At 55.1% G+C, this 24,962-nt stretch carries 23 protein-coding genes; 11 read left to right on the top strand and 12 right to left on the bottom strand.

What is annotated here, in order from left to right; all coding sequences use genetic code 11:
- Window positions 1-26: 26 nt before the first annotated feature.
- The 6 genes from rng to csrD form a co-directional block, all read right to left on the bottom strand.
- A complete protein-coding gene (gene rng, locus ACRDCA_RS02895) occupies window positions 27-1,496 on the bottom strand; it encodes a ribonuclease G (protein ID WP_438688227.1) in 1,470 nt (489 codons plus the stop codon).
- A gap of 75 nt (window positions 1,497-1,571) precedes the next feature.
- Window positions 1,572-2,156, bottom strand: a complete 585-nt coding sequence (locus ACRDCA_RS02890; RefSeq protein ID WP_438688226.1) for a Maf family protein — start codon at window positions 2,154-2,156, stop codon at window positions 1,572-1,574.
- A 10-nt stretch (window positions 2,157-2,166) separates the two neighbouring features.
- Window positions 2,167-2,655: a rod shape-determining protein MreD gene (mreD, locus tag ACRDCA_RS02885; RefSeq protein WP_025122726.1), complete on the bottom strand. Its 489-nt coding sequence runs from the start codon at window positions 2,653-2,655 to the stop codon at window positions 2,167-2,169.
- On the bottom strand, window positions 2,652-3,641 hold the full coding sequence (mreC, locus tag ACRDCA_RS02880; protein WP_025122727.1) for a rod shape-determining protein MreC: 990 nt from the start codon (window positions 3,639-3,641) through the stop codon (window positions 2,652-2,654). The genes mreD and mreC overlap by 4 nt, the downstream gene beginning before the upstream one ends.
- A gap of 96 nt (window positions 3,642-3,737) precedes the next feature.
- On the bottom strand, window positions 3,738-4,781 hold the full coding sequence (gene mreB / locus ACRDCA_RS02875; RefSeq protein WP_021180765.1) for a rod shape-determining protein MreB: 1,044 nt from the start codon (window positions 4,779-4,781) through the stop codon (window positions 3,738-3,740).
- 321 nt (window positions 4,782-5,102) lie between these two features.
- Window positions 5,103-7,034 (bottom strand): RNase E specificity factor CsrD, encoded by a 1,932-nt coding sequence (gene csrD, locus ACRDCA_RS02870; RefSeq protein ID WP_438688225.1) that lies wholly within the window; start codon window positions 7,032-7,034, stop codon window positions 5,103-5,105.
- A 295-nt stretch (window positions 7,035-7,329) separates the two neighbouring features.
- Here csrD and acuI point away from each other — a divergent pair, with 295 nt between their 5' ends.
- The 6 genes from acuI to accC all read left to right on the top strand — a co-directional run bounded on the left by acuI (window position 7,330) and on the right by accC (window position 12,632).
- A complete protein-coding gene (gene acuI, locus ACRDCA_RS02865; RefSeq protein ID WP_438688224.1) occupies window positions 7,330-8,307 on the top strand; it encodes an acrylyl-CoA reductase (NADPH) in 978 nt (325 codons plus the stop codon).
- A gap of 130 nt (window positions 8,308-8,437) precedes the next feature.
- Window positions 8,438-9,439: a protein-methionine-sulfoxide reductase catalytic subunit MsrP gene (msrP, locus tag ACRDCA_RS02860; RefSeq protein ID WP_438688223.1), complete on the top strand. Its 1,002-nt coding sequence runs from the start codon at window positions 8,438-8,440 to the stop codon at window positions 9,437-9,439.
- The gene (gene msrQ, locus ACRDCA_RS02855; protein ID WP_438688222.1) at window positions 9,440-10,048 is read left to right on the top strand and encodes a protein-methionine-sulfoxide reductase heme-binding subunit MsrQ; all 609 of its coding nucleotides are present in this window, start codon (window positions 9,440-9,442) and stop codon (window positions 10,046-10,048) included.
- A gap of 276 nt (window positions 10,049-10,324) precedes the next feature.
- Entirely contained in the window at window positions 10,325-10,777 is a 453-nt protein-coding gene (gene aroQ, locus ACRDCA_RS02850) for a type II 3-dehydroquinate dehydratase (RefSeq protein ID WP_438688221.1), read from the top strand.
- A 32-nt stretch (window positions 10,778-10,809) separates the two neighbouring features.
- Window positions 10,810-11,271, top strand: coding sequence for an acetyl-CoA carboxylase biotin carboxyl carrier protein (gene accB / locus ACRDCA_RS02845; protein WP_025122733.1), 462 nt, complete (start codon window positions 10,810-10,812; stop codon window positions 11,269-11,271).
- Between the two features lie 11 nt (window positions 11,272-11,282).
- Window positions 11,283-12,632: an acetyl-CoA carboxylase biotin carboxylase subunit gene (accC, locus tag ACRDCA_RS02840; protein WP_021180772.1), complete on the top strand. Its 1,350-nt coding sequence runs from the start codon at window positions 11,283-11,285 to the stop codon at window positions 12,630-12,632.
- Window positions 12,633-12,859: 227 nt separating this feature from the next.
- On the opposite strand, the gene gatZ is transcribed toward accC, so the two are convergent.
- The 6 genes from gatZ to ACRDCA_RS02810 all read right to left on the bottom strand — a co-directional run bounded on the left by gatZ (window position 12,860) and on the right by ACRDCA_RS02810 (window position 19,643).
- Window positions 12,860-14,155 (bottom strand): tagatose-bisphosphate aldolase subunit GatZ, encoded by a 1,296-nt coding sequence (gene gatZ / locus ACRDCA_RS02835; RefSeq protein ID WP_438688220.1) that lies wholly within the window; start codon window positions 14,153-14,155, stop codon window positions 12,860-12,862.
- A gap of 33 nt (window positions 14,156-14,188) precedes the next feature.
- Window positions 14,189-15,145 (bottom strand): tagatose kinase, encoded by a 957-nt coding sequence (locus tag ACRDCA_RS02830; RefSeq protein ID WP_438688298.1) that lies wholly within the window; start codon window positions 15,143-15,145, stop codon window positions 14,189-14,191.
- Between the two features lie 22 nt (window positions 15,146-15,167).
- Window positions 15,168-16,157, bottom strand: coding sequence for an ABC transporter permease (locus ACRDCA_RS02825; protein WP_438688219.1), 990 nt, complete (start codon window positions 16,155-16,157; stop codon window positions 15,168-15,170).
- Window positions 16,157-17,650 carry a sugar ABC transporter ATP-binding protein gene (locus tag ACRDCA_RS02820; protein ID WP_438688218.1) on the bottom strand — a complete coding sequence of 498 codons (1,494 nt, stop codon included), beginning with the start codon at window positions 17,648-17,650 and terminating at the stop codon, window positions 16,157-16,159. Before ACRDCA_RS02820 ends, ACRDCA_RS02825 begins: the two co-directional genes overlap by 1 nt.
- 184 nt (window positions 17,651-17,834) lie before the next feature.
- Window positions 17,835-18,725 (bottom strand): substrate-binding domain-containing protein, encoded by an 891-nt coding sequence (locus ACRDCA_RS02815; protein WP_438688217.1) that lies wholly within the window; start codon window positions 18,723-18,725, stop codon window positions 17,835-17,837.
- A gap of 63 nt (window positions 18,726-18,788) precedes the next feature.
- On the bottom strand, window positions 18,789-19,643 hold the full coding sequence (locus ACRDCA_RS02810) for a tagatose bisphosphate family class II aldolase (protein ID WP_438688216.1): 855 nt from the start codon (window positions 19,641-19,643) through the stop codon (window positions 18,789-18,791).
- A 390-nt stretch (window positions 19,644-20,033) separates the two neighbouring features.
- On the opposite strand from ACRDCA_RS02810, the gene ACRDCA_RS02805 reads away from it, so the two are divergent.
- The 5 genes from ACRDCA_RS02805 to prmA all read left to right on the top strand — a co-directional run bounded on the left by ACRDCA_RS02805 (window position 20,034) and on the right by prmA (window position 24,777).
- Window positions 20,034-20,864 (top strand): DeoR/GlpR family DNA-binding transcription regulator, encoded by an 831-nt coding sequence (locus tag ACRDCA_RS02805; RefSeq protein WP_438688215.1) that lies wholly within the window; start codon window positions 20,034-20,036, stop codon window positions 20,862-20,864.
- A 10-nt stretch (window positions 20,865-20,874) separates the two neighbouring features.
- Window positions 20,875-21,834 carry a sugar kinase gene (locus ACRDCA_RS02800; RefSeq protein WP_438688214.1) on the top strand — a complete coding sequence of 320 codons (960 nt, stop codon included), beginning with the start codon at window positions 20,875-20,877 and terminating at the stop codon, window positions 21,832-21,834.
- A gap of 373 nt (window positions 21,835-22,207) precedes the next feature.
- The gene (locus tag ACRDCA_RS02795) at window positions 22,208-22,450 is read left to right on the top strand and encodes a YhdT family protein (RefSeq protein ID WP_025119626.1); all 243 of its coding nucleotides are present in this window, start codon (window positions 22,208-22,210) and stop codon (window positions 22,448-22,450) included.
- Window positions 22,440-23,885, top strand: coding sequence for a sodium/pantothenate symporter (panF, locus tag ACRDCA_RS02790; RefSeq protein WP_438688213.1), 1,446 nt, complete (start codon window positions 22,440-22,442; stop codon window positions 23,883-23,885). Before ACRDCA_RS02795 ends, panF begins: the two co-directional genes overlap by 11 nt.
- A gap of 10 nt (window positions 23,886-23,895) precedes the next feature.
- Window positions 23,896-24,777: a 50S ribosomal protein L11 methyltransferase gene (gene prmA, locus ACRDCA_RS02785; RefSeq protein WP_438688212.1), complete on the top strand. Its 882-nt coding sequence runs from the start codon at window positions 23,896-23,898 to the stop codon at window positions 24,775-24,777.
- Window positions 24,778-24,962: the final 185 nt, after the last annotated feature.

Here is a 24,962-nt window from a genome sequence, read left to right as displayed (position 1 = left end):
TAGCCTAACGCTGGTACTCCTCAGGATTACATCATCACCACGTCAAACTGTTCCTGGCTGTATAAAGGTTCGATCTGCACCTTGACCTGTTTGCCAACGAAGATCTCCACTTCTGCCAGCGCGTGTGACTCTTCACCCTTCAGCGCCTCACCCACGGCAGCAGAAGCATAGACCAGGAAGCGGTCAGAATCGTAAGCATGATGTACGCGCACGATCTCACGCATAATCTCATAGCAGACCGTTTCCACCGTTTTCACCGTCCCGCGGCCCTGACAGGTTGGGCAGTCGTTACACAGCACATGCTCAATGCTCTCACGCGTGCGTTTACGCGTCATCTCCACTAATCCTAGTTGAGAGAAACCGTTGATTGTGGTTTTTACCCGATCTTTACTCAGCGCCAGCTCCAACGAGTGCAATACCCGGCGACGGTGCTCGTCATTGTTCATATCGATGAAATCAATGATGATGATGCCGCCCAGGTTGCGCAGCCGCAGCTGGCGGGCGATGGCCTGCGTCGCTTCGATATTGGTATTGAAGATGGTTTCATCAAGATTGCGGTGGCCGACGAAGGCACCGGTGTTGATATCCACGGTGGTCATGGCTTCGGTTTGATCGATGATCAGGTAGCCGCCGGATTTCAGCTCCACCTTGCGCTCCAGCGCACGCTGGATCTCGTTCTCGACGTCATACAGATCGAAGATCGGCTGGCTGCCGGTATACAGTTCCAGCTTATTGGTGATATCCGGGATATATTCGCCGGTAAACTCCACCAGCTGGTCGTGCGTCAGGCGCGAGTCGACGCGGATACGATCCAGCGCCGCACCGGCAAAGTCACGCAGAATACGGTGCGCCAACGCCAGCTCGCCATACAGCTTGTACTTGGTCTGGTTACGCTTTTTGCGCTCCATGACCTTGGTCCACAAACGTTTGAGGAAGGCGGCATCCTGTGCCAGCTCTTCTTCGCCGATCCCTTCCGCCGCGGTACGGATGATAAAGCCTCCCAGATCGTCGCAATAGGCCGCCACGGCGCGTTTGAGACGCTCGCGTTCGGCTTCACTTTCAATACGTTGGGAAACCCCCACGTGCGAAGCGCCCGGCATAAACACCAGGTAGCGCGAAGGCAACGTAATATCGGTGGTGAGGCGTGCGCCCTTGGTGCCAAGCGGATCTTTCACCACCTGAACCATCAGGTCCTGCCCCTGGCGTACCAGCTCGGCGATATCGCGCACGGAAAAATTCTTTTGTTCATCGCCGGCAACACATTCGGTGTGCGGCATGATATCGGAGGCGTGCAGGAAGGCCGCTTTATCCAGGCCAATATCGACAAAGGCCGCCTGCATGCCGGGTAACACGCGGCTGACACGCCCTTTGTAGATATTGCCCACGATGCCACGCTTGGCTTCGCGTTCGATATGGATCTCTTGCAGAATGCCGCCGTCAATATAGGCAACCCGCGTTTCAGACGGCGTGATATTTACCAGTAGCTCAGCTGTCATACTTTCTCCTCAGAGCCGGTATAGCGCCTGCCCCTTATCCTTCCTGTACTCACGACAGGAAATCTAATGGCGACCTCAACCGGTTCTAACCTCTCGTAATGCGACAAAATGACTGAGCAGCTCATGTGTTTCGACCAGCGGCAACCCCATCACCGCGTGATAACTTCCGGTTATCGTTCTGACGAAACAACCACCCTTGCCTTGAATTCCGTAGGCGCCCGCTTTATCCATCGGCTCGCCCGTGGCGATATAGTCGCAGATATCCTGCGCTGACAGATTGCGGAACGTCACGTCGGTGACAACCAACTGGCATAACACGCCCTGTTTATCGGCGATCGCCACGGCGGTCATCACCTGATGCTGTTTCCCGGACAAGGCTGCCAGCATCTGCGCCGCATGCTCTTCATCCTGTGGTTTTTCCAACACCTGACCGTTCAGCACTACGATAGTATCTGCGCCCAGCACGGGCCAGTCTTTTTGCGCCAGTTGCACGCCCGCTCTGGCTTTATCCTGCGCCAGCCGACGAACATAATTCTCCGCCGCTTCCCCTTCCTGTCGCTGCTCTTCAGTATGCGTCAGAATGACTTCAAACGGTACGCCGAGCAGAGTCAGCAGTTCATGACGACGGGGAGAACCGGAAGCAAGATAGAGCGAAAACATCGTTATGACCTCATTGTACGGCAAACTGGCGGCGGATCTTACGCATCAGCAGGAATAACCACGGCCAGAGCACGCCGTTGATCACACTACTCCAGAACACTTCAGGGCGGAAAGAAACGTTAATGACTAAAAACTCCGCCCAGAACACCACCACGTCCATAGCCAATGATAGCAGCACGACGATCAGCGCCTGCTGCCACAGGGCCATATTGCGGAATAATTGGAATTTAAACGCGACGAGATAGGCGATGATGCCCATGGCCAGCGCACGCACACCAAGCGTGGAACCCAGGATCAGATCCATGATCAGCCCCAGGATAAACCCGGTGCCGACGTTAACCCGATGGGGCAACGCCATCACCCAGTAAGTGAGGATCAGCAGCAGCCAGGATGGCCGGAACATATAGATTTGTTCCGGCCACGGCATAATTTGCAGCACCAAGGCTACCAGGAATGATAGCCAGATGATCCAGCGCCCGTTGCTGCGATAGCGGTTCATCGCGCTGTCCCCGCCGCTGGCTGAACGGTGCCGGTAGCCGGCGCTGGCAGCGGAGCCGGTGGCCCCATGGCATCGGCCGGTGGCAATACCTGCGGCATCATCTGCATCAGGCGTTCATTGGCGACACGGTGAACTTCTTCCGGCGGCAGCGGCATAGTGCCGTTGCGATCGGCGCCCCACAGTAACAGCAGGTAACGCAGGCGTTGCAAGCCAGCCGTAGGGCGAGCCTGGATCACCGTATAGGCACGTTGGTTATCCACTTTGACCGAGGACACCACACCGACCGGATAGCCTTCCGGGAAGCGCCCGCCCAAACCGGAGGTGACCAGCACATCCCCGACGCGAATATCGGTATTACCCGGCAGATGTTCCAATTGCAGGTCGTCCGTGCAGCCACTGCCTGCGGCAATCACCCGAATATCATTGCGCAATACCTGGATCGGCAGCGCATGAGAAGCATCACAGATCAGCAGTACGCGGCTGGTCATTTTAGCCACCGCCACCACCTGCCCGACCACGCCTTTATCACTGATCACCGGCTGGCCTTCATATACCCCGTTGTCCGACCCTTTATCAATCACTACCTGATCGCTATACGGATCTGAACCGGTCGAGATCACCTGAGTGACCATCTTGTGTTCGTCCTGGCGCAACGGCGAGCCTAGCAGCTCACGCAAACGGGCATTTTCCTGTTTGAATTGGCCAAGAAGAAGAATATCGCTGTTTTTGAGTAACAGTTCCTGCCGCAGAGCTCGATTTTCCAGCTCCAACTGTTGGCGGGTAGCCAGCGTTTCCGAAACGCTGTCCAAAACTTTGCGCGGCCCGTTAGCCAGAAAGTAAAAAGGGCTGACGGCGGTATCCATGTAGTTTCGTATTTTAACGAACGTACCGAGCCGGCTGTCGGCAACGATCAGCACAATGGCCACGATCACTGCCAGGAAAAGTCGTAGTTGCAGGGAAGGCCCCCTGCTAAAAATCGGCTTCATAAATTATGCACGTTCCTCGACAACAGAAAGGGGAACGCACCAGATGGCAGGCTAATGCCGTCATCCGCTACGATCCCACCGTTCTGGGGCTGCTCACTATTCTTCGCTGAACAAATCGCCGCCATGCATGTCGATCATTTCCAACGCCTTGCCACCACCGCGAGCCACGCAGGTAAGCGGATCTTCTGCCACCACGACCGGGATACCGGTCTCTTCCATCAGCAGGCGATCGAGGTTACGCAGCAATGCGCCACCACCGGTCAGTACCATGCCGCGTTCGGAGATGTCGGAAGCCAGTTCCGGCGGGCACTGTTCCAGCGCAACCATCACCGCGCTGACGATACCGGTCAGAGGTTCTTGCAAAGCTTCGAGAATTTCATTGGAGTTCATGGTGAAACCACGCGGCACGCCTTCAGCCAGGTTACGGCCACGCACTTCAATTTCACGCACTTCGTCATCCGGGTAAGCCGAGCCGATGCCGTGCTTGATACGTTCTGCGGTCGCTTCACCGATCAGTGAACCGTAGTTACGACGCACATAATTAATGATGGCTTCGTCAAAACGGTCGCCGCCGATGCGCACGGAAGAGGAGTACACCACGCCGTTGAGCGAGATCACCGCCACTTCAGTGGTACCACCACCGATATCAACCACCATGGAGCCGGTCGCTTCCGATACAGGCAGACCCGCACCGATCGCCGCCGCCATAGGCTCTTCAATCAGGAAGACTTCACGCGCACCAGCACCCTGAGCGGACTCACGGATCGCACGGCGTTCAACCTGGGTAGCACCAACAGGGACGCAAACCAGTACGCGCGGGCTTGGGCGCATAAAGCTGTTGCTGTGAACCTGCTTGATGAAATGCTGCAGCATCTTTTCGGTGACAAAGAAGTCGGCGATCACGCCGTCTTTCATTGGACGAATAGCCGCGATATTGCCAGGCGTACGCCCCAGCATCTGTTTGGCGTCATGGCCCACGGCCGCAACGCTCTTAGGTGAACCGGCACGATCCTGGCGAATGGCAACCACCGACGGTTCATTCAGTACAATGCCTTGTCCTTTAACATAAATCAGGGTATTGGCGGTACCCAAGTCGATGGACAAGTCATTAGAAAACATGCCACGAAATTTCTTAAACATAACGAAAGGATAATCCTGCAAGCTGGGGGCGAAAAATAAAATCCGCCTACTTTACCAACCACACGAAGCAGCGACAAGGCGCAAAAACGTCCTACTTCGGTGAAAAATAGTCTGCGTTGTTTGTGACCGAATGCACGGAAGGCGAATGGGGCCTGATATCCCTCAACAAAGGCTCAGCTAGCCACCAAATCAACGTACCATACGGCGTAACACAGCTCATAAAATCTAACATTTTTCCTGATTGTCACCGGTGGTAAGCACCTACTGACGCCCACAGGAAAAGACGGGCCATTCTACGTTAATTTTTGCCCGGTCATCAGGTTAAACACGATATCGACGCGAATATTTTTTGCGACCCATGTCGATCGGCTCTGGCGAGGCAAAAAAGTCACCCTGCCCACCGAGGATCCCGCGCTCTTTCAGCGTCTGCCATTCGTTGCGCGTACGCACGCTGGCGGCAAAAACCTTCGCATGAGTGCCTTCACAGGCACCGGTCAGGCTCTGAACGAACAGCTGATTCTCATCCCGCCGGTCAATACTCCGCACCAGGCCTGGGTGAAGCTTGACGATCTCCACCGGTAACGACTTGATATAAGAGGTACTGACCACGGTCAATCCGGCCTGAGAAACCGCCAGACGACAGCCTACTCCGGTCAGCAATCGCAGCACCGGACGCAAACGGTCGATATGTTGACACACATCTGCCTCTGCAAGTTCAATCAGAATTCGCCGACGGTGACTTTTTTCACACTGTAACAGGGTATCGCGCAGCCAACGTTGGAAACTGCGCTGCAATAATGAATCAACGCATAGCGGAAACGCCAGCGTCTCTTCCGGCCACAGCGCCAATAAAGGAATAATCCGATTCATCTGCTGGCGGTCATAACTTTCCGCCAACCCAAGCTGATTGATCAGTGGCATATACTCGGCAGGCAGCAGTTCCTGCGCGCCGTCATAAATCCGGCTCATGATTTCGCGGTGATGCACATCTCCCTCTACCGTCACCGCCGGTTTTTGGTACAGGCGAGGGCCACCCCGCGCCAGCACCTGCTCAAGCAGCGTACGCCATTTGACACTGCCGCGCCCTTTCTCCGGCACATCGCTATCATAGACGTACCAGCCGTTTTCGCCTTGCAGCACGGCATGGCGGGTTGCCTGTTCGGCGTAATCGATAATTTCTTCCGTGGTCTGGCCGCTGCGGTAGGCAACAATGCCGATATGCAGGAACGCCTCACGGTCGATCAGCGCCGTTGAGGGTAATGAATCGATCGCGTTGACCAGCTGTGCCGCAATGCCGTCCGCCTCTTTCAGCGTGCGGTGCGGTAGCAGAACGGTAAAATCGCTGTGGAAATAGCGGGCCAGTAAGGCGGCAGGGTAACGCATGACAAAGGTGGACAGCAGGTTGACCAGCGAATACATCAGCTCCTGCACCGCCGCGTTACCATGAACGTCACGCAAGGTATCGAAGTCCGGCAGGCGCACCATCATGACGATGCCGTGTGAGCCTTGATCCTCCAACTGAGTGGTGAGCTGGTTATCAAAGAACAGGCGGTTATTGAGGCCGGTTTTGGCATCCTGAGCGGCAAAGGCACGGATCAGGGTATCCACCCTGCTGCGCTCCTCACGCGCTTCGGCCAGATCGGCCAACAGGCGGTCTAGTGCACCGCTGACGCTGGCGGGCCATTCACGGACATCGCCCTTCAGCACCTGTTCGCGCTCACCGTTGAGAATGCGCCTTGCCCGGCGCTCCAGGCGATCTTCACCTACAGCCTGCTCGCGAAGCCAGCGTAAGCTGAACAGCAGGATCACCACCATGATGACGATCGATACCGTTACCGCCGCCGTGGACTGTAATGAACGCACGTCACTGGCGAAGGGATCAAGGTAGGTGACATTAACCCGGGTACCGGGGTGATGCATCATGGTCAACGAAGTTTGTCGGTAGCCGGTCAATGATGCCCAGGGGGTCTTGAGAGTCGGCAGGCTGTAGGAGAAAAGGTTGCTGGTTTCGGTATCTACGTGAATGGCAACGATGCCTAGCGGCCGCATCACCAGCGGTAACCAGTTATCCTGAGCCTGTAGCGGTTCAAGCAACATCGCCTGATCGATGGAGGTGGCCAGCGCTTCAAAACGGCGCTCCAGGCGCTCCTGTGTCACGTAAAAGAAACTGTATGAACACCCCATCAGCATCAAGAACATAGCCAATGCGACGAGCAGGGTGATTAGAGCAGAGAGTTTGGTGGTAAATCTCATCCCTGTGCCTTCTGCGCGATGATAAAATGAAGAGTCACCTTTTGATGTGCAAAGGCCCCGTTCCTGCTCGATTGAAAACAACGCAATACCCTGATATTAAAAATGATGAAACGATTTCAATTTCTTTGCCCGGCATCAGGTTAGCATTAACAAGCTATCAAGCCTCGTCGACGAAGAAAACCATTAAGCACTATTTTTTTGTCCTTTATCAGGACAGGCTTTTTTATTATGCATATAGTCAGGCAATACCGAACCATACATTCATATAATATATGAAAAACAGGGGAGCAATGACATGCGTGTATTATTGTTGGAACAAGTTGGCGATCAAACCCTGGCACAAGTCAAGGATATTGATAGCGACCAGCTGCCAGAAGGGGATGTGACGGTCGACGTCAACTGGTCCAGCCTTAACTATAAGGATGCCCTGGCGATCACCGGCACGGGGAAAATCATCCGTCATTTCCCGATGGTGCCTGGTATCGATTTTGCCGGCCAGGTCCACAGCAGCAAAGATCCGCGTTTTAAACCAGGCCAGAGCGTGGTGCTCACCGGCTGGGGCGTCGGTGAAAATCACTGGGGCGGATTGGGCGAACAGGCTCGCGTCAGCGGCGAATGGCTGGTGCCGTTGCCAAAAGGGCTGTGTGAACGCAAAGCGATGATCCTCGGCACCGCCGGTTTTACCGCCATGCTCTGCGTGATGGCGCTGGAAGAAGGCGGTGTAAAACCGGAAGACGGCGACGTTCTGGTCACCGGAGCCAGCGGTGGCGTGGGCAGCACGGCGGTCGCCCTATTATCCGCGCTGGGCTATAGCGTCACCGCAATCAGCGGGCGCGACAGCAATACCGACTATCTGAAATCCCTGGGTGCCAAAACCGTCCTGCCTCGTAGTGATTACATTGAAACCCCACGTCCACTGGAGAAGCAGCAGTGGGCTGGTGCCATCGACACCGTCGGCGACAAGCTGCTGGCTCGGGTACTGGCGCAGATGAATTACAACGGCACCGTTGCCGCCTGCGGCCTGGCGGGAGGCTACCAGTTACCGACGACCGTAATGCCGTTTATTTTGCGTAACGTGCGTCTGCAAGGCGTTGATTCGGTGCTGACACCGCTGCACCGTCGCCAGACCGCCTGGGAGCGTCTGGTGGGTATACTGCCTGAAAGCTTCTACGAGCAAGCCACACGGGAAATTCCACTGGAAGACGTCCCTGCTGCGGCCACCGCGCTGATGAACAATCAAATCACGGGCCGTACCTTGGTGAAAGTCCGTTAATCATTTGCTGTGGGGCGCTGGCTGCGCCCCACAGCAAATACCCTCTTGTTTACCTCTCTTTACATCCATCCTCTCGCAGAAAGTTGGCTTTCACGCCATGCTTAGAACATGACTTGCGGAGAACCAAAAAATGAAACAACAGCGAAAACTGACCGAAGCCGATGTCACGCCGGAAAGCGTGTTCTACCAGCGGCGTAAGGTGCTCCAGGCGCTAGGGATCACCGCCGCCTCGCTGGCTTTGCCCACCCAGGCACAGGCCGATTTACTGTCCTGGTTCAAAGGTAACGATCGGCCCCCTGCCCCCGCAGGCAAACCGCTGGATTTCAGCAAGCCCGAAATCTGGCAAGCCAAGCTGGAGCTGACCCCCGCAGAAAAAGTCATGGGGTACAATAATTTCTACGAATTTGGCCTGGATAAAGCCGATCCGGCGGCCAACGCGGGCGATCTGAAGACCGAAGGTTGGCAGGTGAAAATCGACGGCGAAGTCGGCAAACCGATGACGCTGGATATCGACGACTTGCTCAAACGATTCCCGCTGGAGCAACGCATATATCGCATGCGCTGCGTTGAAGCCTGGTCGATGGCGGTGCCGTGGATCGGCTTTGAACTGGGCAAGCTGCTGAAACTGGCCGAACCCAACAGCAACGCGCGTTATGTGGCGTTTAAAACGCTGTACGATCCCGAACAGATGCCCGGCCAGAAAGATCGCTTTATCGGCGGTGGCCTGCAATATCCCTATGTTGAAGGTTTGCGCCTGGATGAGGCCATGCATCCGTTGGCCCTGTTGACCGTTGGGGTATATGGCAAAATGCTGCCTGCGCAAAACGGTGCTCCGATCCGCCTGATCACCCCGTGGAAGTACGGTTTCAAGGGCATCAAGTCCATCGTGCAAATCACCCTGACCCGTGAACAGCCCCCCACCACCTGGAACCTGTCCGCTCCCAACGAATACGGTTTTTATGCCAACGTGAATCCTCATGTCGATCATCCGCGCTGGTCGCAGGCGAGCGAACGCTTTATCGGTTCCGGCGGCATTCTGGATGTGAAGCGCCAGCCGACGCTATTGTTCAACGGTTATGCCGAGCAGGTGGCCTCGCTGTATCACGGCCTCGATTTGCGGGAGAACTTCTGAGTGCGCGTAACCCCCAAGCAGATCACCTGGCTAAAAGTAGCTATCTACCTGGCGGCGTTCCTGCCCTTTTTGTGGTTGGTACTGGCGGTTGATCAAGGCTGGTTCAGCGCCGATCCGGCCAAGGATATCCAGCATTTTACCGGCAGGATGACGCTAAAATTGCTGCTGGCCACCCTGCTCGTCACGCCATTGGCCCGCTACACTCGCCAACCGTTACTGATCCGTTGCCGTCGCCTGCTGGGTTTGTGGTGTTTTGCCTGGGGAACCCTGCATCTGGTAAGCTACTCGACGCTGGAACTGGGGCTGAGCAACATAGGCCTGTTGGGGCGTGAGTTGATAACCCGCCCTTATCTGACCCTGGGTATCCTCAGTTGGCTGATCCTGCTGGCTTTGGCGGCTACCTCAACACTGTGGGCACAGCGCAAATTGGGGGCCAACTGGCAGAAGTTGCATAACTTCGTCTATCTGGTGGCGATCCTGGCACCGATCCACTATCTGTGGTCGGTTAAAACGTATTCGCCACAGCCTTTTATTTACGCGTCGTTGGCGTTGCTGTTGTTAGCACTGCGTTACAAGAAATTCCGCTCGTGGTGGCGTAAACCGCGCTAAAACCGGCATGATTGACGGTAAAAAACCTCCACGGTGGCGCGGAACTTTTCTGTGTTCTACCCCTCATAATCCAATAGCGGCACTTGGTGTTTGCTGATTTAGGGTTGAATATCTTCGCTGATAAGACCAGTATTTAGCTGCGAATTGCCACGATATCGTTATAATGCCCGACCTTGTCCCTGTCACTGCGGCAAAATCTGCGCGTAACAGGTGACAAATCGGTGACATCGGGTTATTTTCTACGATGATGGTTTTATTGCCGGAGATACCAGCACAATGGCGGATAAGTTTCACATTTTGCTTCTGAACGGCCCCAATCTGAATCTGCTGGGGACGCGTGAGCCGGAAAAGTACGGCAGCGCCACGTTGGCAGAGATTGTTAACGGATTGGAAAACCAGGCGCTCGCGCTAGATGTCACCCTGAGCCATCTGCAGTCCAACGCCGAGCATGCGCTAATCGATCGCATCCATCAGGCACGCGGCAAGACGGATTTTATCCTGATTAACGCCGCCGCGTTCACGCACACCAGCGTGGCGCTGCGCGATGCACTGTTGGCAGTGCAGATCCCGTTTATCGAGATCCACCTGTCCAACGTGTATGCTCGTGAGCCTTTCCGCCATCACTCCTACCTGGCTGATATCGCGGTAGGTGTGATCTGTGGTCTCGGCGCGGATGGCTACACATTTGCTTTACAGGCAGCGGTTCGCCGTTTGTCAAAAACCCACTAATTGCTACACAAAAAGAGTACGGAATCACACTCATGGATATTCGTAAAATCAAGAAACTGATCGAACTGGTTGAAGAATCAGGCATTTCTGAACTGGAAATCTCTGAAGGCGAAGAGTCGGTTCGCATCAGCCGTGCCGCACCGGTGCAGGCTTACCCAATGATGCAACAGTACGCAATGCCAGCCCAGCAGCAGCCTGCTCTGGCCGCCGCCGTTGCCCCTGCTGCCGCAGAAACTCCAGCAGCACCAGCGGCCATGAGTGGCCATATCGTTCGTTCACCAATGGTAGGGACCTTCTACCGCACGCCTAGCCCAGACGCGAAATCCTTCGTTGAAGTGGGCCAGAAAGTGAACGCGGGTGATACTCTGTGCATCGTTGAAGCAATGAAAATGATGAACCAGATCGAAGCGGACAAATCCGGTGTGGTTAAAGCAATCCTGGTAGAAAACGGCCAACCGGTTGAATTTGACGAGCCATTGGTCGTCATCGAATAACGAGGCGCACCATGCTTGATAAAATTGTTATCGCCAACCGTGGCGAGATCGCATTGCGTATCCTGCGCGCTTGTAAAGAACTGGGCATCAAAACCGTTGCCGTTCACTCAAGCGCCGACCGCGATCTGAAACACGTTCTGCTGGCGGACGAGACCGTTTGTATCGGTCCTGCACCTTCGGTTAAAAGCTATCTGAACATCCCGGCGATTATCTCCGCCGCCGAAATTACCGGCGCCGTGGCGATCCACCCGGGCTATGGCTTCCTGTCAGAAAACGCCGATTTCGCCGAGCAGGTAGAGCGTTCAGGCTTTATCTTCATCGGCCCACGTGCCGAAACTATTCGCCTGATGGGCGACAAGGTTTCTGCCATCAGCGCGATGAAAAAAGCTGGCGTACCTTGCGTACCAGGCTCCGACGGCCCGCTGACCGATGACATGGACAAAAACCGTGCCTTCGCCAAGCGCATCGGTTATCCGGTGATCATCAAGGCCTCCGGCGGCGGCGGCGGTCGCGGCATGCGCGTTGTGCGCGGCGACAAAGATCTCGAACAGTCCATCTCCATGACCAAAGCGGAAGCCAAAGCGGCTTTCAATAACGACATGGTCTACATGGAGAAGTACCTGGAAAACCCACGCCACATCGAAATTCAGGTGTTGGCAGACGGCCAGGGCAACGCCATCTATCTGGCTGAACGTGACTGCTCCATGCAGCGCCGCCACCAGAAAGTGGTCGAAGAGGCACCAGCACCGGGGATCACCCCTGAGCTGCGCCGCTACATCGGCGAACGCTGTTCAAAAGCCTGTGTGGAAATCGGCTACCGCGGTGCGGGTACCTTTGAGTTCCTGTATGAGAACGGCGAGTTCTATTTCATTGAAATGAACACCCGTATCCAGGTAGAACACCCGGTTACCGAAATGATCACCGGCGTGGATCTGATCAAAGAGCAGCTGCGTATCGCTGCCGGTCAGCCACTGTCGATCAAACAGGACGAAGTGAAGGTACAAGGCCATGCGGTGGAATGCCGTATCAACGCCGAAGACCCGAACACCTTCCTGCCAAGCCCAGGCAAGATCACCCGCTTCCACGCTCCTGGTGGTTTCGGCGTGCGTTGGGAATCGCATATCTACGCTGGCTATACCGTGCCACCGTACTACGATTCCATGATCGGCAAACTGATCACCTACGGTGAAAACCGTGACGTGGCGATTGCACGCATGAAGAACGCCTTGGCTGAGCTGATCATCGATGGCATCAAAACCAACGTTGAACTGCAGCAGAAGATCATGACCGACGAAAACTTCCAGCATGGTGGCACCAATATCCACTATCTGGAGAAGAAGCTGGGTCTGCAAGAAACCTGATTATCGGTTCACGATGATGGGTTAATAAAAAACACCGCATGAATGCTTCTGCGGTGTTTTTTTTGGGTATTGGAGAGGAAGTTTCCCCTCACCCTAACCCTCTCCCAAAGGGCGAGGGGACCGTCCGTACTACCATTTAATTACGCTATGCCACCTCGACATCAAACCCTGTTACAGATTGATTTCCGTACCTGACTTCTGCATCTCGGGCGCAGCATGCAGCGCCCCTACGTAGTGACTTTTGTGCCTAAGTTGGAGTGAGGGGTATCGCATCCATAGGCATAGGCCCGTAGCACTTCCTGGATCTTGTCGATAATCAGGCTGTGCGGATCGGCACCACATTCACCAGCCATCAGGCGTGGGAATTGCTGTGGGAAATATTGGCTGAGCATACCAAGGGGAATAACGGCCCCGCCCAGGTTTGCCACCAGTTTGTCGATAGCCGCGCTGATACGTGGTTCGGGCCAGTAATAGCGGATCCGATCGGACAGGCTGTAGTGCAGATCGATCATCGCCTTCGAATGACGCGGATCGTAATACTTCTTCCAATACTTGGGGTCGTCCTGCATCACACTGTCGATCACCGCCAGTACATGGCTCTGGTGCTCTGCGGCGATCAGTTCCTTCTCGATCAACGCCAGGCTGAAGATCGCCTCACGCAGGGCGAAGGTCAGTGCAGGCCCGACTTTCAGGATCGCAAAGTGATCGCGCACCAGTTGGCGGAACGCTTTCGGGGTTTGATAATCCGTCGAATGAGCCTCAAACACCAACGGCGTCGACTCAATCATGCTGGAAAGCTCGCGCGCCTGCTCCGGCTGATAATGGAACACCGTAGAATGGTCGAATTCTACCCCCGGCTGTACCACCAGCCCAACCACCCGCTCCATCGCCTGTTCCAGGCCAAGCCGGGCAAATGCCTGCCGATGGGTCTCGATAGTTTCTGCAGCGTCCTGTGGCCGCGTGACGTGTACCTGAGCGATAGCGTGGCTTTCCCCGCCTGGTACAGGCACCTCGGTCCCTATCACATAGCTCAATGCCTGCCGTTGCTCTGGGGTGGCTGCTGCCTCTGCCACAGCACACAGCCGCGCCGCACGCTCGGCCACGACCGTTGGCGGCAAAGGAACCGGATCATCTGCACAGGACATGGACGCATCCAGATGAATTTTACTGAACCCGGCCTGAACGTAGTCGGCAATCAGGCGTTCAGCTTTCTCCATTGCCTGCTCTGCGGGTTCATTCTGCCAGCAGTTCGGTCCAAGGTGGTCGCCCCCTAATATCAGCCGTGACTGTGGGAAGCCAACCTTGGCGGCAATGGCATACACAAACTCGCGGAAATCTGCCGGTTTCATCCCGGTGTAGCCGCCAAACTGGTTCACCTGATTGGAGGTGGCCTCAATCAATACCTTACGCTGGCTAGCCAGGTCAAAACGCAGCGTGGCCTCGATCACTAATGGATGTGCCGAGCAAACTGAACAGATGCCAATAGGCTTGCCGCTTTTATGCTGCTTAATAATAGATTTCATGCAAATAGCCTCTCAAGACGGCGAAAATGATATTTACAGCGCACTGACCAAAGTGGCTTGTTGCTGCAAGAATGCGTCGATCTCGGCAAAGGTGGAGGTGCCTTCCATCGGCCCACGCCGGGTCACCGCCAGCGCGCCGCAGGCATTGGCATAGCGCAGCGCCTGGGCAACGCTGTGCCCCTGCAACCGGCAGGCAATGTAAGCACCACCAAAGCAGTCGCCCGCACCGGTAGGATCGACCTCGTCTACGGCATAGCTGTCGATATGCAGGGTTTCATCCGCCGAGTAATAGCTCGCCCCTTGGCTGCCGCGTTTCACCACCACTTCTTTAATACCGTCTTTCAGGTAACGGGCAATCGCCTCATCCAACGTGGTTTGTGAAGACAGCAGCATCACTTCGCCTTCGCTCGGCATAAAGATATCGGTCAGTTCCAGCACATAGTGCAGCGCATCGCGCATCTCGGGGATATTGAGCATTTCCTTGCGGATATTCGGGTCGAAAGACAAGGTGCCGCCGTTGGCTTTGACAATGCCCGCCGCCTTCTTCACCGCATCCACCATATGGAAGGAAAACAGCGACGAACCCATAATGTGGAAATGCTGGCAGTCCTGTAGCAGCTCGGCGTTTACATGCTCCGCCGATAATTTTCCGCAGGCCGCGTTCTTGATATTGAAGATAAAATCACGTTCGCCGTTAGAGTGGTACGTGACAAAGGCACTGCCGGTCGTCTCATGCGGCAGTACGCGAATACCACGCGTATCCACCCCATCGGCCTTTAAGCGCTCAATATTCAACATCCCAAAACCGTCATTACCCACGCAGCTGATAATGCCGCACTGCCCGCCCAGTTTGGTCACCTGGTCAATGAAGATCGCCGGAGCACCGCTGGGGAAAGGACCATTCCATAAGCCCGGATGGGTAAAGGATTGGCCAACCTGATCGGCCATGATCTCAACCAGGATCTCGCCGATGGTATAAATTTTTCTCATCATCTTGTTCCTTTTGTGATCGTTAGCCACGTTTCTTCTTGTTTCTGACGTCGACATACACCGCGATCAGGATCACCAATCCCTTTACCACCATCTGATAGAAGTAAGGCACGTTCATTAAGTTCATACCGTTATTGATTACCCCGATGGTCAGCGCACCAATCATAGTGCCAATCACCGTGCCATAGCCGCCATTGAGGCTGGTGCCCCCCAGCACCGCGGCGGCAATCGCATCCAGCTCATAGCTCAGCGCCGCGTTAGGCTGGCCGGAATACAGGCGTGAGGCCAGGATCATGCCGCTGATGCCCGCCATCACGGCGGTGATCATAAAGACCTTTATTTTCAATGCGGAAACGTTGATGCCTGAATAAACAGCCGCTTCTTTGTTGCCGCCGGTGATATAAATTTTGCGGCCAAAGGTAGTTTTCGACAGGATGAAGTGGTTGACGATCAGCAATACCAACAGGATCCAGATTGGGATGGGGATATAGAGGAACTCGCCGTTGCCCAGCGCCAGAAACGCCTCGCTTTGGATCATGACCGGCGTGCCGTCGGTGACGATATAGGCAATACCCCGGAAGATCCCCATCGTCGCGACGGTAACAATAAACGACGGAATACCGGCCAGCGCGGTCAGGCTACCATTGACCAACCCCAGCACCATCGCAGCCATAATCGACAACGGAACCACCAGAATAAATGGGATACCAAACGACAGGCCGAGCGCCGCAAAGGTTCCCACCAAGGCAATGGTGGAGCCCACCGAAAGATCGATATCCCCCAGCAGCAGCACATAGGTCATGCCATAGGCGGTAATGGCAATGATCGAGACCTGCAAAATAATATTGGTAATATTATTCACGCTCAGGAAGCTGTCGTTGATCACGCTGAACAGGATCACCAAGGCCACCAGGCCCGCCAGTATGCCGCCGTACTGCTTGGCGGCCTTTGCCAGTTTCCCTGGCCCGTTGAACGCCGAATGATTCTCGGCGGCCAGCACTTTGTCGCTCATTAGTTAACTCCTGTTGCTGCGGTCATAACCTGGGTTTGCGTAAGTCCATCGGTGGCAAAGATTTCGGCAATCTGCTTGGCGCGCATCACCACCAGCCGATCGCTGAGCGCCATCACTTCCGGCAGTTCGGAAGAAATCAGGATGATGGCGGTTCCCTGGGCGGCCAGTTGGCGTATGACGTTGTAGATCTCGAACTTGGCACCGACATCCACGCCGCGCGTTGGCTCGTCGAGGATTAAGATGCGCGGCACCTTTTCCAACCATTTCGACAGCACGATCTTTTGCTGATTGCCCCCGCTCAAGGTGCTGACCAGCTGATGTGGCGAGCTGACCTTGATGTTCATCCGCCGGATCGCCTGCTGGGTTTTCGCCTCTTCCTGCTTATGGTTGATCAGGCTGGAACCCGCATACTGAAAGGCCACGTGATGGGTGTTCATGCTCACGTCATGCATCAGCACCAATCCCTCTTCCTTGCGGTTTTCCGTCACGAAGGCAATGCCATGCTCGATCGCCTGTTTTGGGTTGCGAATGGTGACGACTGCCTCGTCGATGCGGACTTCCCCCTGATAGCCGGTCAGGCCAAAAATGGCCTTCATCACGTCTGAACGCCCCGACCCCACCAGCCCAAAAAAGCCCAACACTTCGCCAGCACGCAGCGAGAAGTGGATATCGTGAAATAGTTTGTCCTGCGACAATTGCCGGACTTCCAACACCGGCACCTGATCTGCCGACGGAGGTTCACCGATGCGTGGTGGGTAGATATTGGTCATTTCACGGCCAACCATCTGGGCAATCAGCCGGTGAATATCGGTTTGGTGTTTGTCATGGGTAGCGATGAACTCGCCGTCGCGCAGCACCGAGATATCGTCAGATACCCGCATGATTTCGTCCATCCGGTGCGAGATATAAATCACCGCGCAGCCGCGCTGTTTCAGCTTGTCGATAATGCCAAACAGGATGTCGGCTTCATTATCACTCAGTGAAGACGTTGGCTCGTCCATGATCACCACGTCCGCCGGGTAGCTCAGCGCTTTGGCAATCTCCACCAGTTGGCGCTGCGCCATCGACATAGTGCCGACAATCTGCTGTGGATCGAGCGGAATGGCCAAATCTGCCAGCAAGCGTTGGCAATCATTCACCATCTGACTATCGTTAATAAAACCAAAGCGGGTAGGTTCATTATTGGCGTAAATATTTTCCGCTACGCTCATATTATTGCTCAGGCTGAGTTCCTGAAAAATAATGGCGATACCCAGGCTTCTGGAATGCTGTGGATTATTGATGGTAATGTGCTGTCCTTTAAGGACGATCTCCCCTTTGCTCGGCGGATAAATACCGGCCAGAATTTTCATCAACGTGGATTTACCGGCACCATTTTCGCCCAACAACGTATGGACTTTACCTTTGCGTATTTTCAGGCTGACATTCTTTAGCGCGTTAACGTGGCCGAAACTTTTGGCTATTTCCGTTACCGCCAGCACCGTATCCGTCATTATTTCCTCCGCTCACGGTTACCCCTCACTCTAACACTCTCCCACAGGGCGGGGACCGATCGAGTTCGTTGGTTTCTCTGGGTAATACCCTGCCTCTCTGACTCCCGCTTTCCGAAGTTACACGGGCTAACTGCGCACTCCGGACAGCGCCCTCTCCCTGTGGGAGAGGGTTGGGGTGAGGGACTTATTTGCCGGTATAAACGCCAGGTGCGACCGGGATGGTTTTCGCCACCGGTTTACCATTCAGATGGTCAACGGCAGCATCAATGGCCTTGGCTCCCATCTGATCAGGGTATTGGCGGATAACGGCCACGAAGGTTTTACCGCTGTCGACGGCGTCACGAGCTTCTTTCATACCGTCGAAACCAATGATTTTGATATTGTCGTTGCGTGCCGATTTGGCGGCGATCACCGCAGCCAGCGCGGCATCATCACCAAAACCAAACAGGCCGTTCAGATCCGGATGCGCCTGCATCATATTTTGAGCGACGGTCAACGCTTCCGCCCGGGTAATGCCGGTTTGGATCGCCACAACCTTCACGTCTGGCGTATCGGCCAGCCCTTTCTTGAAGCCTTCCACACGGGCCACTACCGATTGCAGCGCCGGGTAATCGATGATCGCCACCTTGCCTTTACCATTGAGCAGTTTGCCCATCAGCTTGCCCGCTTCGACCCCACCGGCGTAGTTGTCGGTAGCCACGTGAGTGACCACTGGCACACCCTCGGCGGCCACGTCGACGGTAATAACCGGAATACCCGCTTTTTCCGCTTTGATAATCGCCGCCTGCACCCCTTTGGAATCCACCGGGGAAATAATAATCGCGTCGACCTTCTTGGTAATAAAGTCTTCCACATCGGACAACTGCTTATTCAGATCCTGATTGGCGATCGAAATATTCAACACCACATCGTCTTTCTTGGCTTCCGTTTTCATGGCGTCGGCCAGTTCAATATAGAATGGGTGTTGTTGCGTTAGCAGCGATGCGCCAATTTTATACTCTTTGGCCAACGTTGCCTGCGAGAAAATTGCCAGTCCGATGGCCAGCACCGAACCTAATACCTTTAATTTATGCATGTTCTATCCTCAGTTTTTATTATTTCTGCTTGTTTGGTTTGCTGCTTTGTAGGGTATTACTGTTTATAACTGGCCTTCACAGCCACACACGCCAATCACCTTTTCCACCACGCGCTGCATGGCGCTTTTCGCTGGCTGCATATAATGGCGCGGGTCATTGGCATCGGGATGCTGCTGGAAATACGCTTTCAGGGCATCCGAGAAGGCGATTTTCAACTCGGTGGCGACGTTGACCTTGCAGATGCCTAAACTGATACAGCGGCGGATATCGCTGTCGCTCAGGCCGGAAGCGCCGTGCAACACCAGCGGCACTGCTACGCGATCGCGGATCTGTTCCAGACGGGCAAAATCCAGCTTGGGTTCGGACTGATACAGGCCGTGGGCGGTACCAATCGCCACCGCCAGCGAATCGATCCCGGTGCGGGCAACAAATTCCACCGCCGCTTCAGGGGAGGTGTAGATTGCGTCTTTCCCTTCCACGATCAGGTCATCTTCCTGGCCTCCCAGGCGACCTAGCTCGGCCTCGACGCTGGCGTCGTAACGATGGCTGTATTCAACGATTTGTTTGACCAGCGCCACGTTCTCTTCAAAAGGAAAATGAGAGCCGTCGATCATCACCGAACGGATCCCTGCGTTGATCTTATGAAAGATATCGGCGGGTTCTTCGTGATGATCCAAATGCAGTGCCAGCGGGATCTGATACTCGTGGGCCAGCGCTTTAACGATCATGATGATATTTTCCAGCCCGCCGTAACGGTAAGTACCGGTGGTTCCCGCCAGAATAACCGGCGAGCGATACTGCGCAGCGGTCTCAACCACCACCTGCAAGGTTTCCAGATTGTGAATGTTGAATGCCGGCACCGCGTACCCTTGCTGCTGCGCTTTCTGCAGCATGTTTTTGCTTGAAATGATGTACATCGATTCTCCTTGATCCCACACCTGATGATTACAAAATGAAAACTTGATGACTCAAACTTTCCAAGTGAAACCGAATATAGAGATAAAGTGGGCAAAAAAGCGTGACAGGGATCTAAGAACATTAAATAACTTTCAAAACGTAAACTAACCATGCAGAGATTACCAAACATAAGCCAATATAGTGACAACAACCCGCTTTGTCTGGCGATGGCACTGGCATAACGACAGTCAAAATAATCAATAACACCATGAATAATAATAAAAATATCAGTAAAATTGGCGATCTCATCCTGACTTTCAAAATAATGAAAGCCTGCGTGGGTATTACTTTCAATTAGAAAGTATGAAGGATATAGTAGCCCTCATCACCGTTTAACGATGGGGGCGAATGTGCCCAGAAAGTCATCTAACCTGCTGAAACGCAGATTGAAAATTGCCGAAATCGTCGGCCAGCAAGGGGAGATCAAGGTCGAAGATCTTTCTGCCCAACTGGGAGTTTCCGGCGTGACGATCCGTGGCGATCTCAGCTACCTGGAACAGCAAGGCTACCTCAAACGATCCTTTGGCGGTGCCATTGCAACCCCAACGCAGCCGTTGGCGGTACCGATCGAGCCAGGGCTAGCCTTGCCGCCGCTCACGCTGGCGAATCAGTTGGAAATCGCCCGCCATTGCGCCAGGATGATTGCCGATCGCGATACGCTGTTTCTCGGCCACGGCGACATTTGCCGCCGGATCATTCCTTTCCTCAGCGGCCTGAAAAAGCTGCGGCTGATCGTCAATGACCTGCAGCATGCGATCCTGGCCGATCAGTTTCTGGATGGGGAGATTATCGTCGCGGGCGGGGAGTTGATCCGCTCACACACCGTTCTGAGCGGTAAAGCGCTGGATACCGTATTCCAACAGTTCACCATCAACCACTGTATTCTGGAGGCCAGCATTACAGACAGCTCGGGTATCCTGAATATCGATCAACCACTGCTGGCGTCCCACTACCAACGTTGTCTGGACAAGGCACAGAATAAAACCGCCATCATTACCCATTTGCCGCTCCAGGCCAGCGCTATCGGCACTATCGGCCATCTCAGCCAGGTGGATAATCTGGTGACCAACCGTGGCGTGAATGAACATTATCAGCAGCAATTATTCGAATCCGACTTCAGCATCCGCTACACCAATAACGAATGTTTTACCTGGGCCAACCGGGAAACGATCGGGGAATAAAGGGGCACTTATGTCAGTTAACATCTGCACGATGGGTGAGTTACTGGTTGAATTCCTTTCAAAAAATTATAATCAGGGATTCACTCAACCAGGCGAGTTTCTAGGGCCGTTCCCCAGCGGGGCACCGGCTATCTACGCCGCTCAGGTGGCACGACTTGGCTTTGGTTCTACGCTGTTTGGCTGCGTGGGCAACGATGATTTTGGCCGGCTGAATATCGAACGCCTGCGTCTGGAAGGCGTGATCACCGACGGCATCAGCGTGATCGACAAAGCCCCAACCGGCACGGCATTTGTCAGCTATCGCAATCCCGTTGAGCGCGATTTTATCTTCAACATCCCCAACAGCGCCTGTGGCTTCTTTACCGCCGACCATATCGATCTGGCGTTGCTGAACCAGTGCCAGCATTTCCACATCATGGGATCGTCGCTGTTTTCATTCCGCATCATCGACGCCATGCGCCGGGCGATCCAGATCGTCAAAGCCAACAAAGGGACGGTGTCGTTCGATCCCAATATTCGCAAAGAGATGCTCAATATCCCCGAGATGAGCCAGGCTTTCGATTACATCCTCGAATATACCGATATTTTCCTGCCAAGTGAGGGCGAGGTACACCACTTTGCCAGCAGCAAAAATCAGCAGGAAGCGGATATCGTGCAGGAACTGCTGGCCAGCGGCGTAAGCCATATCGTGATCAAGCGTGGCCAGAAAGGGGCCAGCCATTATCAACAGCAAAACGGTCAGACCCAGGAGCGACACACCCCAGGCTACACCAGCAAAATGGTCGATCCGACCGGCGCAGGCGACTGCTTTGGCGCTACGTTTGTCAGCCTGTTCCTGTCCGGCTTCAGCGCAGAAAAGGCGTTGCAGTATGCCAATGCCAGCGGCGCACTGGCGGTTTCCCATAAGGGGCCGATGGAAGGCTTATCCAGCCTGGCGCAGATCGAGCATTTTATCGAGCAACAGGCATAATCCTCATCAACCGGCCAGCCCTTGGTCTAATGCTGGTCAGCTAAGATTAGCGGTTTCCCCTCACCCCAGCCCTCTCCCAGGGTACCGGCTGAGAGCGTCATGAACACTTGCATGAGGGAGGGGGCTAACTCGGAGCCGCAGTCAGGTAAAGGAGATAATCTGTGGCACATTCGATCCCCTCTCCCTGTAGGAGAGGATTAGGGTGAGGGGGCCACGGCACGCTAGCCAGCGTATTGCGTTACTAACTGACCAGCATTTACCCATGGCCGGTTTTTTTATCCCCGTAGCTCACATAACGGCTTGGCAAAACCGTCCCTTGTCGTAAAATCCCCTCCTTTGCCAATCCATAACCGTAAACCCCCTGGAGGCACGGATGGAACAACGCTTTGTTCAAGCTAACCGCGAAGCACGCTGGGCATTTGGCCTGACGCTGCTTTACCTGCTGGCCTGGTCATTGGCAGCTTACCTGCCAGACAGCACCGCCGGTATTACTGGCCTGCCACACTGGTTCGAAATGGCCTGCCTGCTGGTACCACTGCTGTTTATCGGCCTGTGCTGGCTGATGGTGCGCGGCATCTTCCGCGATATCTCCCTGGAGGATAGCGATGCAAACTGAGGTCATTCTGCCGCTGATCGCCTATCTGCTGCTGGTGTTTGGCCTGTCGGTCTATGCCTATACCCGTCGCCAGAGTGGTAACTTCCTGAGTGAATACTTCCTCGGCAATCGTTCGATGGGCGGCTTTGTGCTGGCCATGACGTTGACCGCGACCTATATCAGCGCCAGTTCGTTTATTGGCGGGCCGGGGGCCGCCTATAAGTACGGCCTGGGCTGGGTGCTGCTGGCGATGATCCAGCTACCCGCCGTGTGGCTTTCACTCGGTGTGCTGGGGAAAAAGTTTGCCATTCTGGCGCGGCGCTACAACGCCATTACGCTTAATGACATGCTGTTCGCCCGCTATCAGAGCCGCTTGCTGGTCTGGCTGGCCAGCCTGAGCCTGTTGGTGGCCTTCCTTGGGGCGATGACGGTACAGTTTATCGGCGGTGCCCGCCTGCTGGAGACCGCGGCGGGGATCCCTTACGACACCGGCCTGCTGATATTTGGTATCAGTATTGCGCTGTACACCGCGTTTGGCGGCTTCCGTGCCAGCGTGCTGAACGATGCCATGCAAGGGCTGGTGATGCTGATCGGCACGATATTGCTGCTGGTGGCGGTAGTCCACGCGGCGGGTGGCTTGCACAGCGCGGTAGATAAGCTGCAACAGATTGATCCAGCATTGGTTTCACCGCAGGGCGGCGATCAGATCCTCAGCCTGCCGTTTATGGCTTCGTTCTGGATCCTGGTGTGCTTTGGCGTGATTGGCCTGCCGCATACTGCCGTGCGCTGTATCTCGTATAAAGACAGCAAGGCCGTGCACCGTGGCATTATCCTCGGCACCATCGTGGTGGCGATTCTGATGTTTGGTATGCATCTGGCTGGTGCTCTGGGCCGTGCGGTGCTGCCAGATCTGAAGATCCCCGATCAGGTGATCCCAACGCTGATGATCACCGTGCTGCCGCCGTTCGCCGCCGGGATCTTCCTGGCCGCGCCGATGGCGGCGATCATGTCGACCATCAACGCGCAGCTATTGCAATCTTCCGCCACCATCATCAAAGACCTGTATCTGGGCGTACGCCCGCAGCAGATGAACAATGAGAAGATGATCAAACGCTTCTCCAGCCTGACCACGCTGATCCTCGGGTTGCTGGTGCTGCTGGCCGCCTGGCGTCCACCGGAAATGATCATCTGGCTGAACCTGCTGGCGTTCGGCGGGCTGGAAGCGGTATTCCTATGGCCGCTGGTGCTGGGCTTGTACTGGGAACGCGCCAACGCGCAGGGTGCCCTTAGCTCAATGGTCACCGGTGCGGTATGCTATACGCTATTAGCCAGCTTCGACCTGCATCTGGCCGGGTTGCACCCTATTGTGCCCTCGCTGTTAATCAGCCTGTTGGCGTTTTATTTCGGTAACGTCTACGGCGAAAAGCGCCAGTTGGCGTCGTCCTTACCTTCTTGAGAGAATTGTTATGCCTTGGATCCAACTAAAACTGAACACCACCGGCAGCCAGGCAGAAGACCTGAGCGACGCGCTGGTTGAAAGCGGCGCGGTGTCGGTCACCTTTCAGGACACCCACGACAACCCGGTATTTGAACCGCTGCCGGGCGAAACCCTGCTGTGGGGCGATACCGATGTGATCGGCCTGTATGATGCTGAAACCGATATGGCCGAGGTGGTCGCCATACTGGAGCAACATCCGCTGCTGGGTGCCGGTTTCCGCCATAAAATCGAGCAGTTGGAAGATAAGGACTGGGAGCGCGAGTGGATGGATAACTTCCACCCGATGCGTTTCGGTGAGCGCCTGTGGATTTGCCCAAGCTGGCGCGACGTGCCGGATCCAGATGCGGTGAATGTCATGCTCGACCCAGGTCTGGCGTTTGGCACCGGTACCCACCCAACGACCGCGCTGTGCCTGCAATGGCTGGATGGTCTGGATCTGGCCGGTAAAACCATTATCGACTTCGGTTGTGGCTCCGGCATCCTGGCGATCGCCGCATTAAAGCTCGGTGCAGCCCGCGCCATTGGCATCGACATCGATCCCCAGGCCATTCAGGCCAGCCGTGATAACGCGCAGCGTAACGGCGTTTCAGAGCGTCTGGAGCTGTATCTGCCAAAAGACCAGCCTGCTGACCTGCTGGCCGACGTGGTGGTGGCGAACATTCTCGCTGGCCCACTGCGTGAACTGGCTCCGTTGATCAGCGACCTGCCGAAGCCCGGCGGCTATCTGGGCCTCTCGGGCGTATTGGCAACCCAGGCCTCCAGCGTTGCCGAAGCTTATCAGGACAAGTTCACGCTTGACCCAGTTGCCGAGCGCGAAGAGTGGTGCCGCATCACCGGTCAACGCAACTAGTTACATTTCCCACCATCAAAAAAACCATCGAAAATTCAAATGTTTTCGGTGGTTTTTTTGTTTTCCTAGGAATATCCCCATTTATCCCCACGCCAGCCGGGCGTATTCTCCTGCGCGCAGTGACGGTGGCCCGCAACACATGAGCCGCCCACTCAGGATAATGGGTTTTTCTTTGGACAAGGATC

The sequence above is a fragment of the Serratia sp. (in: enterobacteria) genome, from assembly GCF_051654945.1.
Classification (GTDB): Bacteria; Pseudomonadota; Gammaproteobacteria; order Enterobacterales; family Enterobacteriaceae; genus Chania.
The sequence above is the reverse complement of the archived record's forward strand: the minus strand, read 5'-3'. Positions and strand labels throughout refer to the sequence as shown.

Bases quoted from the DNA above. Each gene is read 5' to 3' on its own strand.
- accC (WP_021180772.1), top strand. From the start codon at position 11,283: ATGCTTGATAAAATTGTTATCGCCAACCGTGGCGAGATCGCATTGCGT.
- ACRDCA_RS02810 (WP_438688216.1), bottom strand. From the start codon at position 19,643: ATGTACATCATTTCAAGCAAAAACATGCTGCAGAAAGCGCAGCAGCAA.
- ACRDCA_RS02830 (WP_438688298.1), bottom strand. From the start codon at position 15,145: ATGAGAAAAATTTATACCATCGGCGAGATCCTGGTTGAGATCATGGCC.
- acuI (WP_438688224.1), top strand. From the start codon at position 7,330: ATGCGTGTATTATTGTTGGAACAAGTTGGCGATCAAACCCTGGCACAA.
- ACRDCA_RS02800 (WP_438688214.1), top strand. From the start codon at position 20,875: ATGTCAGTTAACATCTGCACGATGGGTGAGTTACTGGTTGAATTCCTT.
- accB (WP_025122733.1), top strand. From the start codon at position 10,810: ATGGATATTCGTAAAATCAAGAAACTGATCGAACTGGTTGAAGAATCA.
- ACRDCA_RS02795 (WP_025119626.1), top strand. From the start codon at position 22,208: ATGGAACAACGCTTTGTTCAAGCTAACCGCGAAGCACGCTGGGCATTT.
- gatZ (WP_438688220.1), bottom strand. From the start codon at position 14,155: ATGAAATCTATTATTAAGCAGCATAAAAGCGGCAAGCCTATTGGCATC.
- ACRDCA_RS02820 (WP_438688218.1), bottom strand. From the start codon at position 17,650: ATGACGGATACGGTGCTGGCGGTAACGGAAATAGCCAAAAGTTTCGGC.
- ACRDCA_RS02825 (WP_438688219.1), bottom strand. From the start codon at position 16,157: ATGAGCGACAAAGTGCTGGCCGCCGAGAATCATTCGGCGTTCAACGGG.
- mreD (WP_025122726.1), bottom strand. From the start codon at position 2,655: ATGAACCGCTATCGCAGCAACGGGCGCTGGATCATCTGGCTATCATTC.
- prmA (WP_438688212.1), top strand. From the start codon at position 23,896: ATGCCTTGGATCCAACTAAAACTGAACACCACCGGCAGCCAGGCAGAA.
- mreC (WP_025122727.1), bottom strand. From the start codon at position 3,641: ATGAAGCCGATTTTTAGCAGGGGGCCTTCCCTGCAACTACGACTTTTC.
- csrD (WP_438688225.1), bottom strand. From the start codon at position 7,034: ATGAGATTTACCACCAAACTCTCTGCTCTAATCACCCTGCTCGTCGCA.
- aroQ (WP_438688221.1), top strand. From the start codon at position 10,325: ATGGCGGATAAGTTTCACATTTTGCTTCTGAACGGCCCCAATCTGAAT.
- msrP (WP_438688223.1), top strand. From the start codon at position 8,438: ATGAAACAACAGCGAAAACTGACCGAAGCCGATGTCACGCCGGAAAGC.
- panF (WP_438688213.1), top strand. From the start codon at position 22,440: ATGCAAACTGAGGTCATTCTGCCGCTGATCGCCTATCTGCTGCTGGTG.
- mreB (WP_021180765.1), bottom strand. From the start codon at position 4,781: ATGTTTAAGAAATTTCGTGGCATGTTTTCTAATGACTTGTCCATCGAC.
- ACRDCA_RS02815 (WP_438688217.1), bottom strand. From the start codon at position 18,725: ATGCATAAATTAAAGGTATTAGGTTCGGTGCTGGCCATCGGACTGGCA.
- ACRDCA_RS02890 (WP_438688226.1), bottom strand. From the start codon at position 2,156: ATGTTTTCGCTCTATCTTGCTTCCGGTTCTCCCCGTCGTCATGAACTG.
- rng (WP_438688227.1), bottom strand. From the start codon at position 1,496: ATGACAGCTGAGCTACTGGTAAATATCACGCCGTCTGAAACGCGGGTT.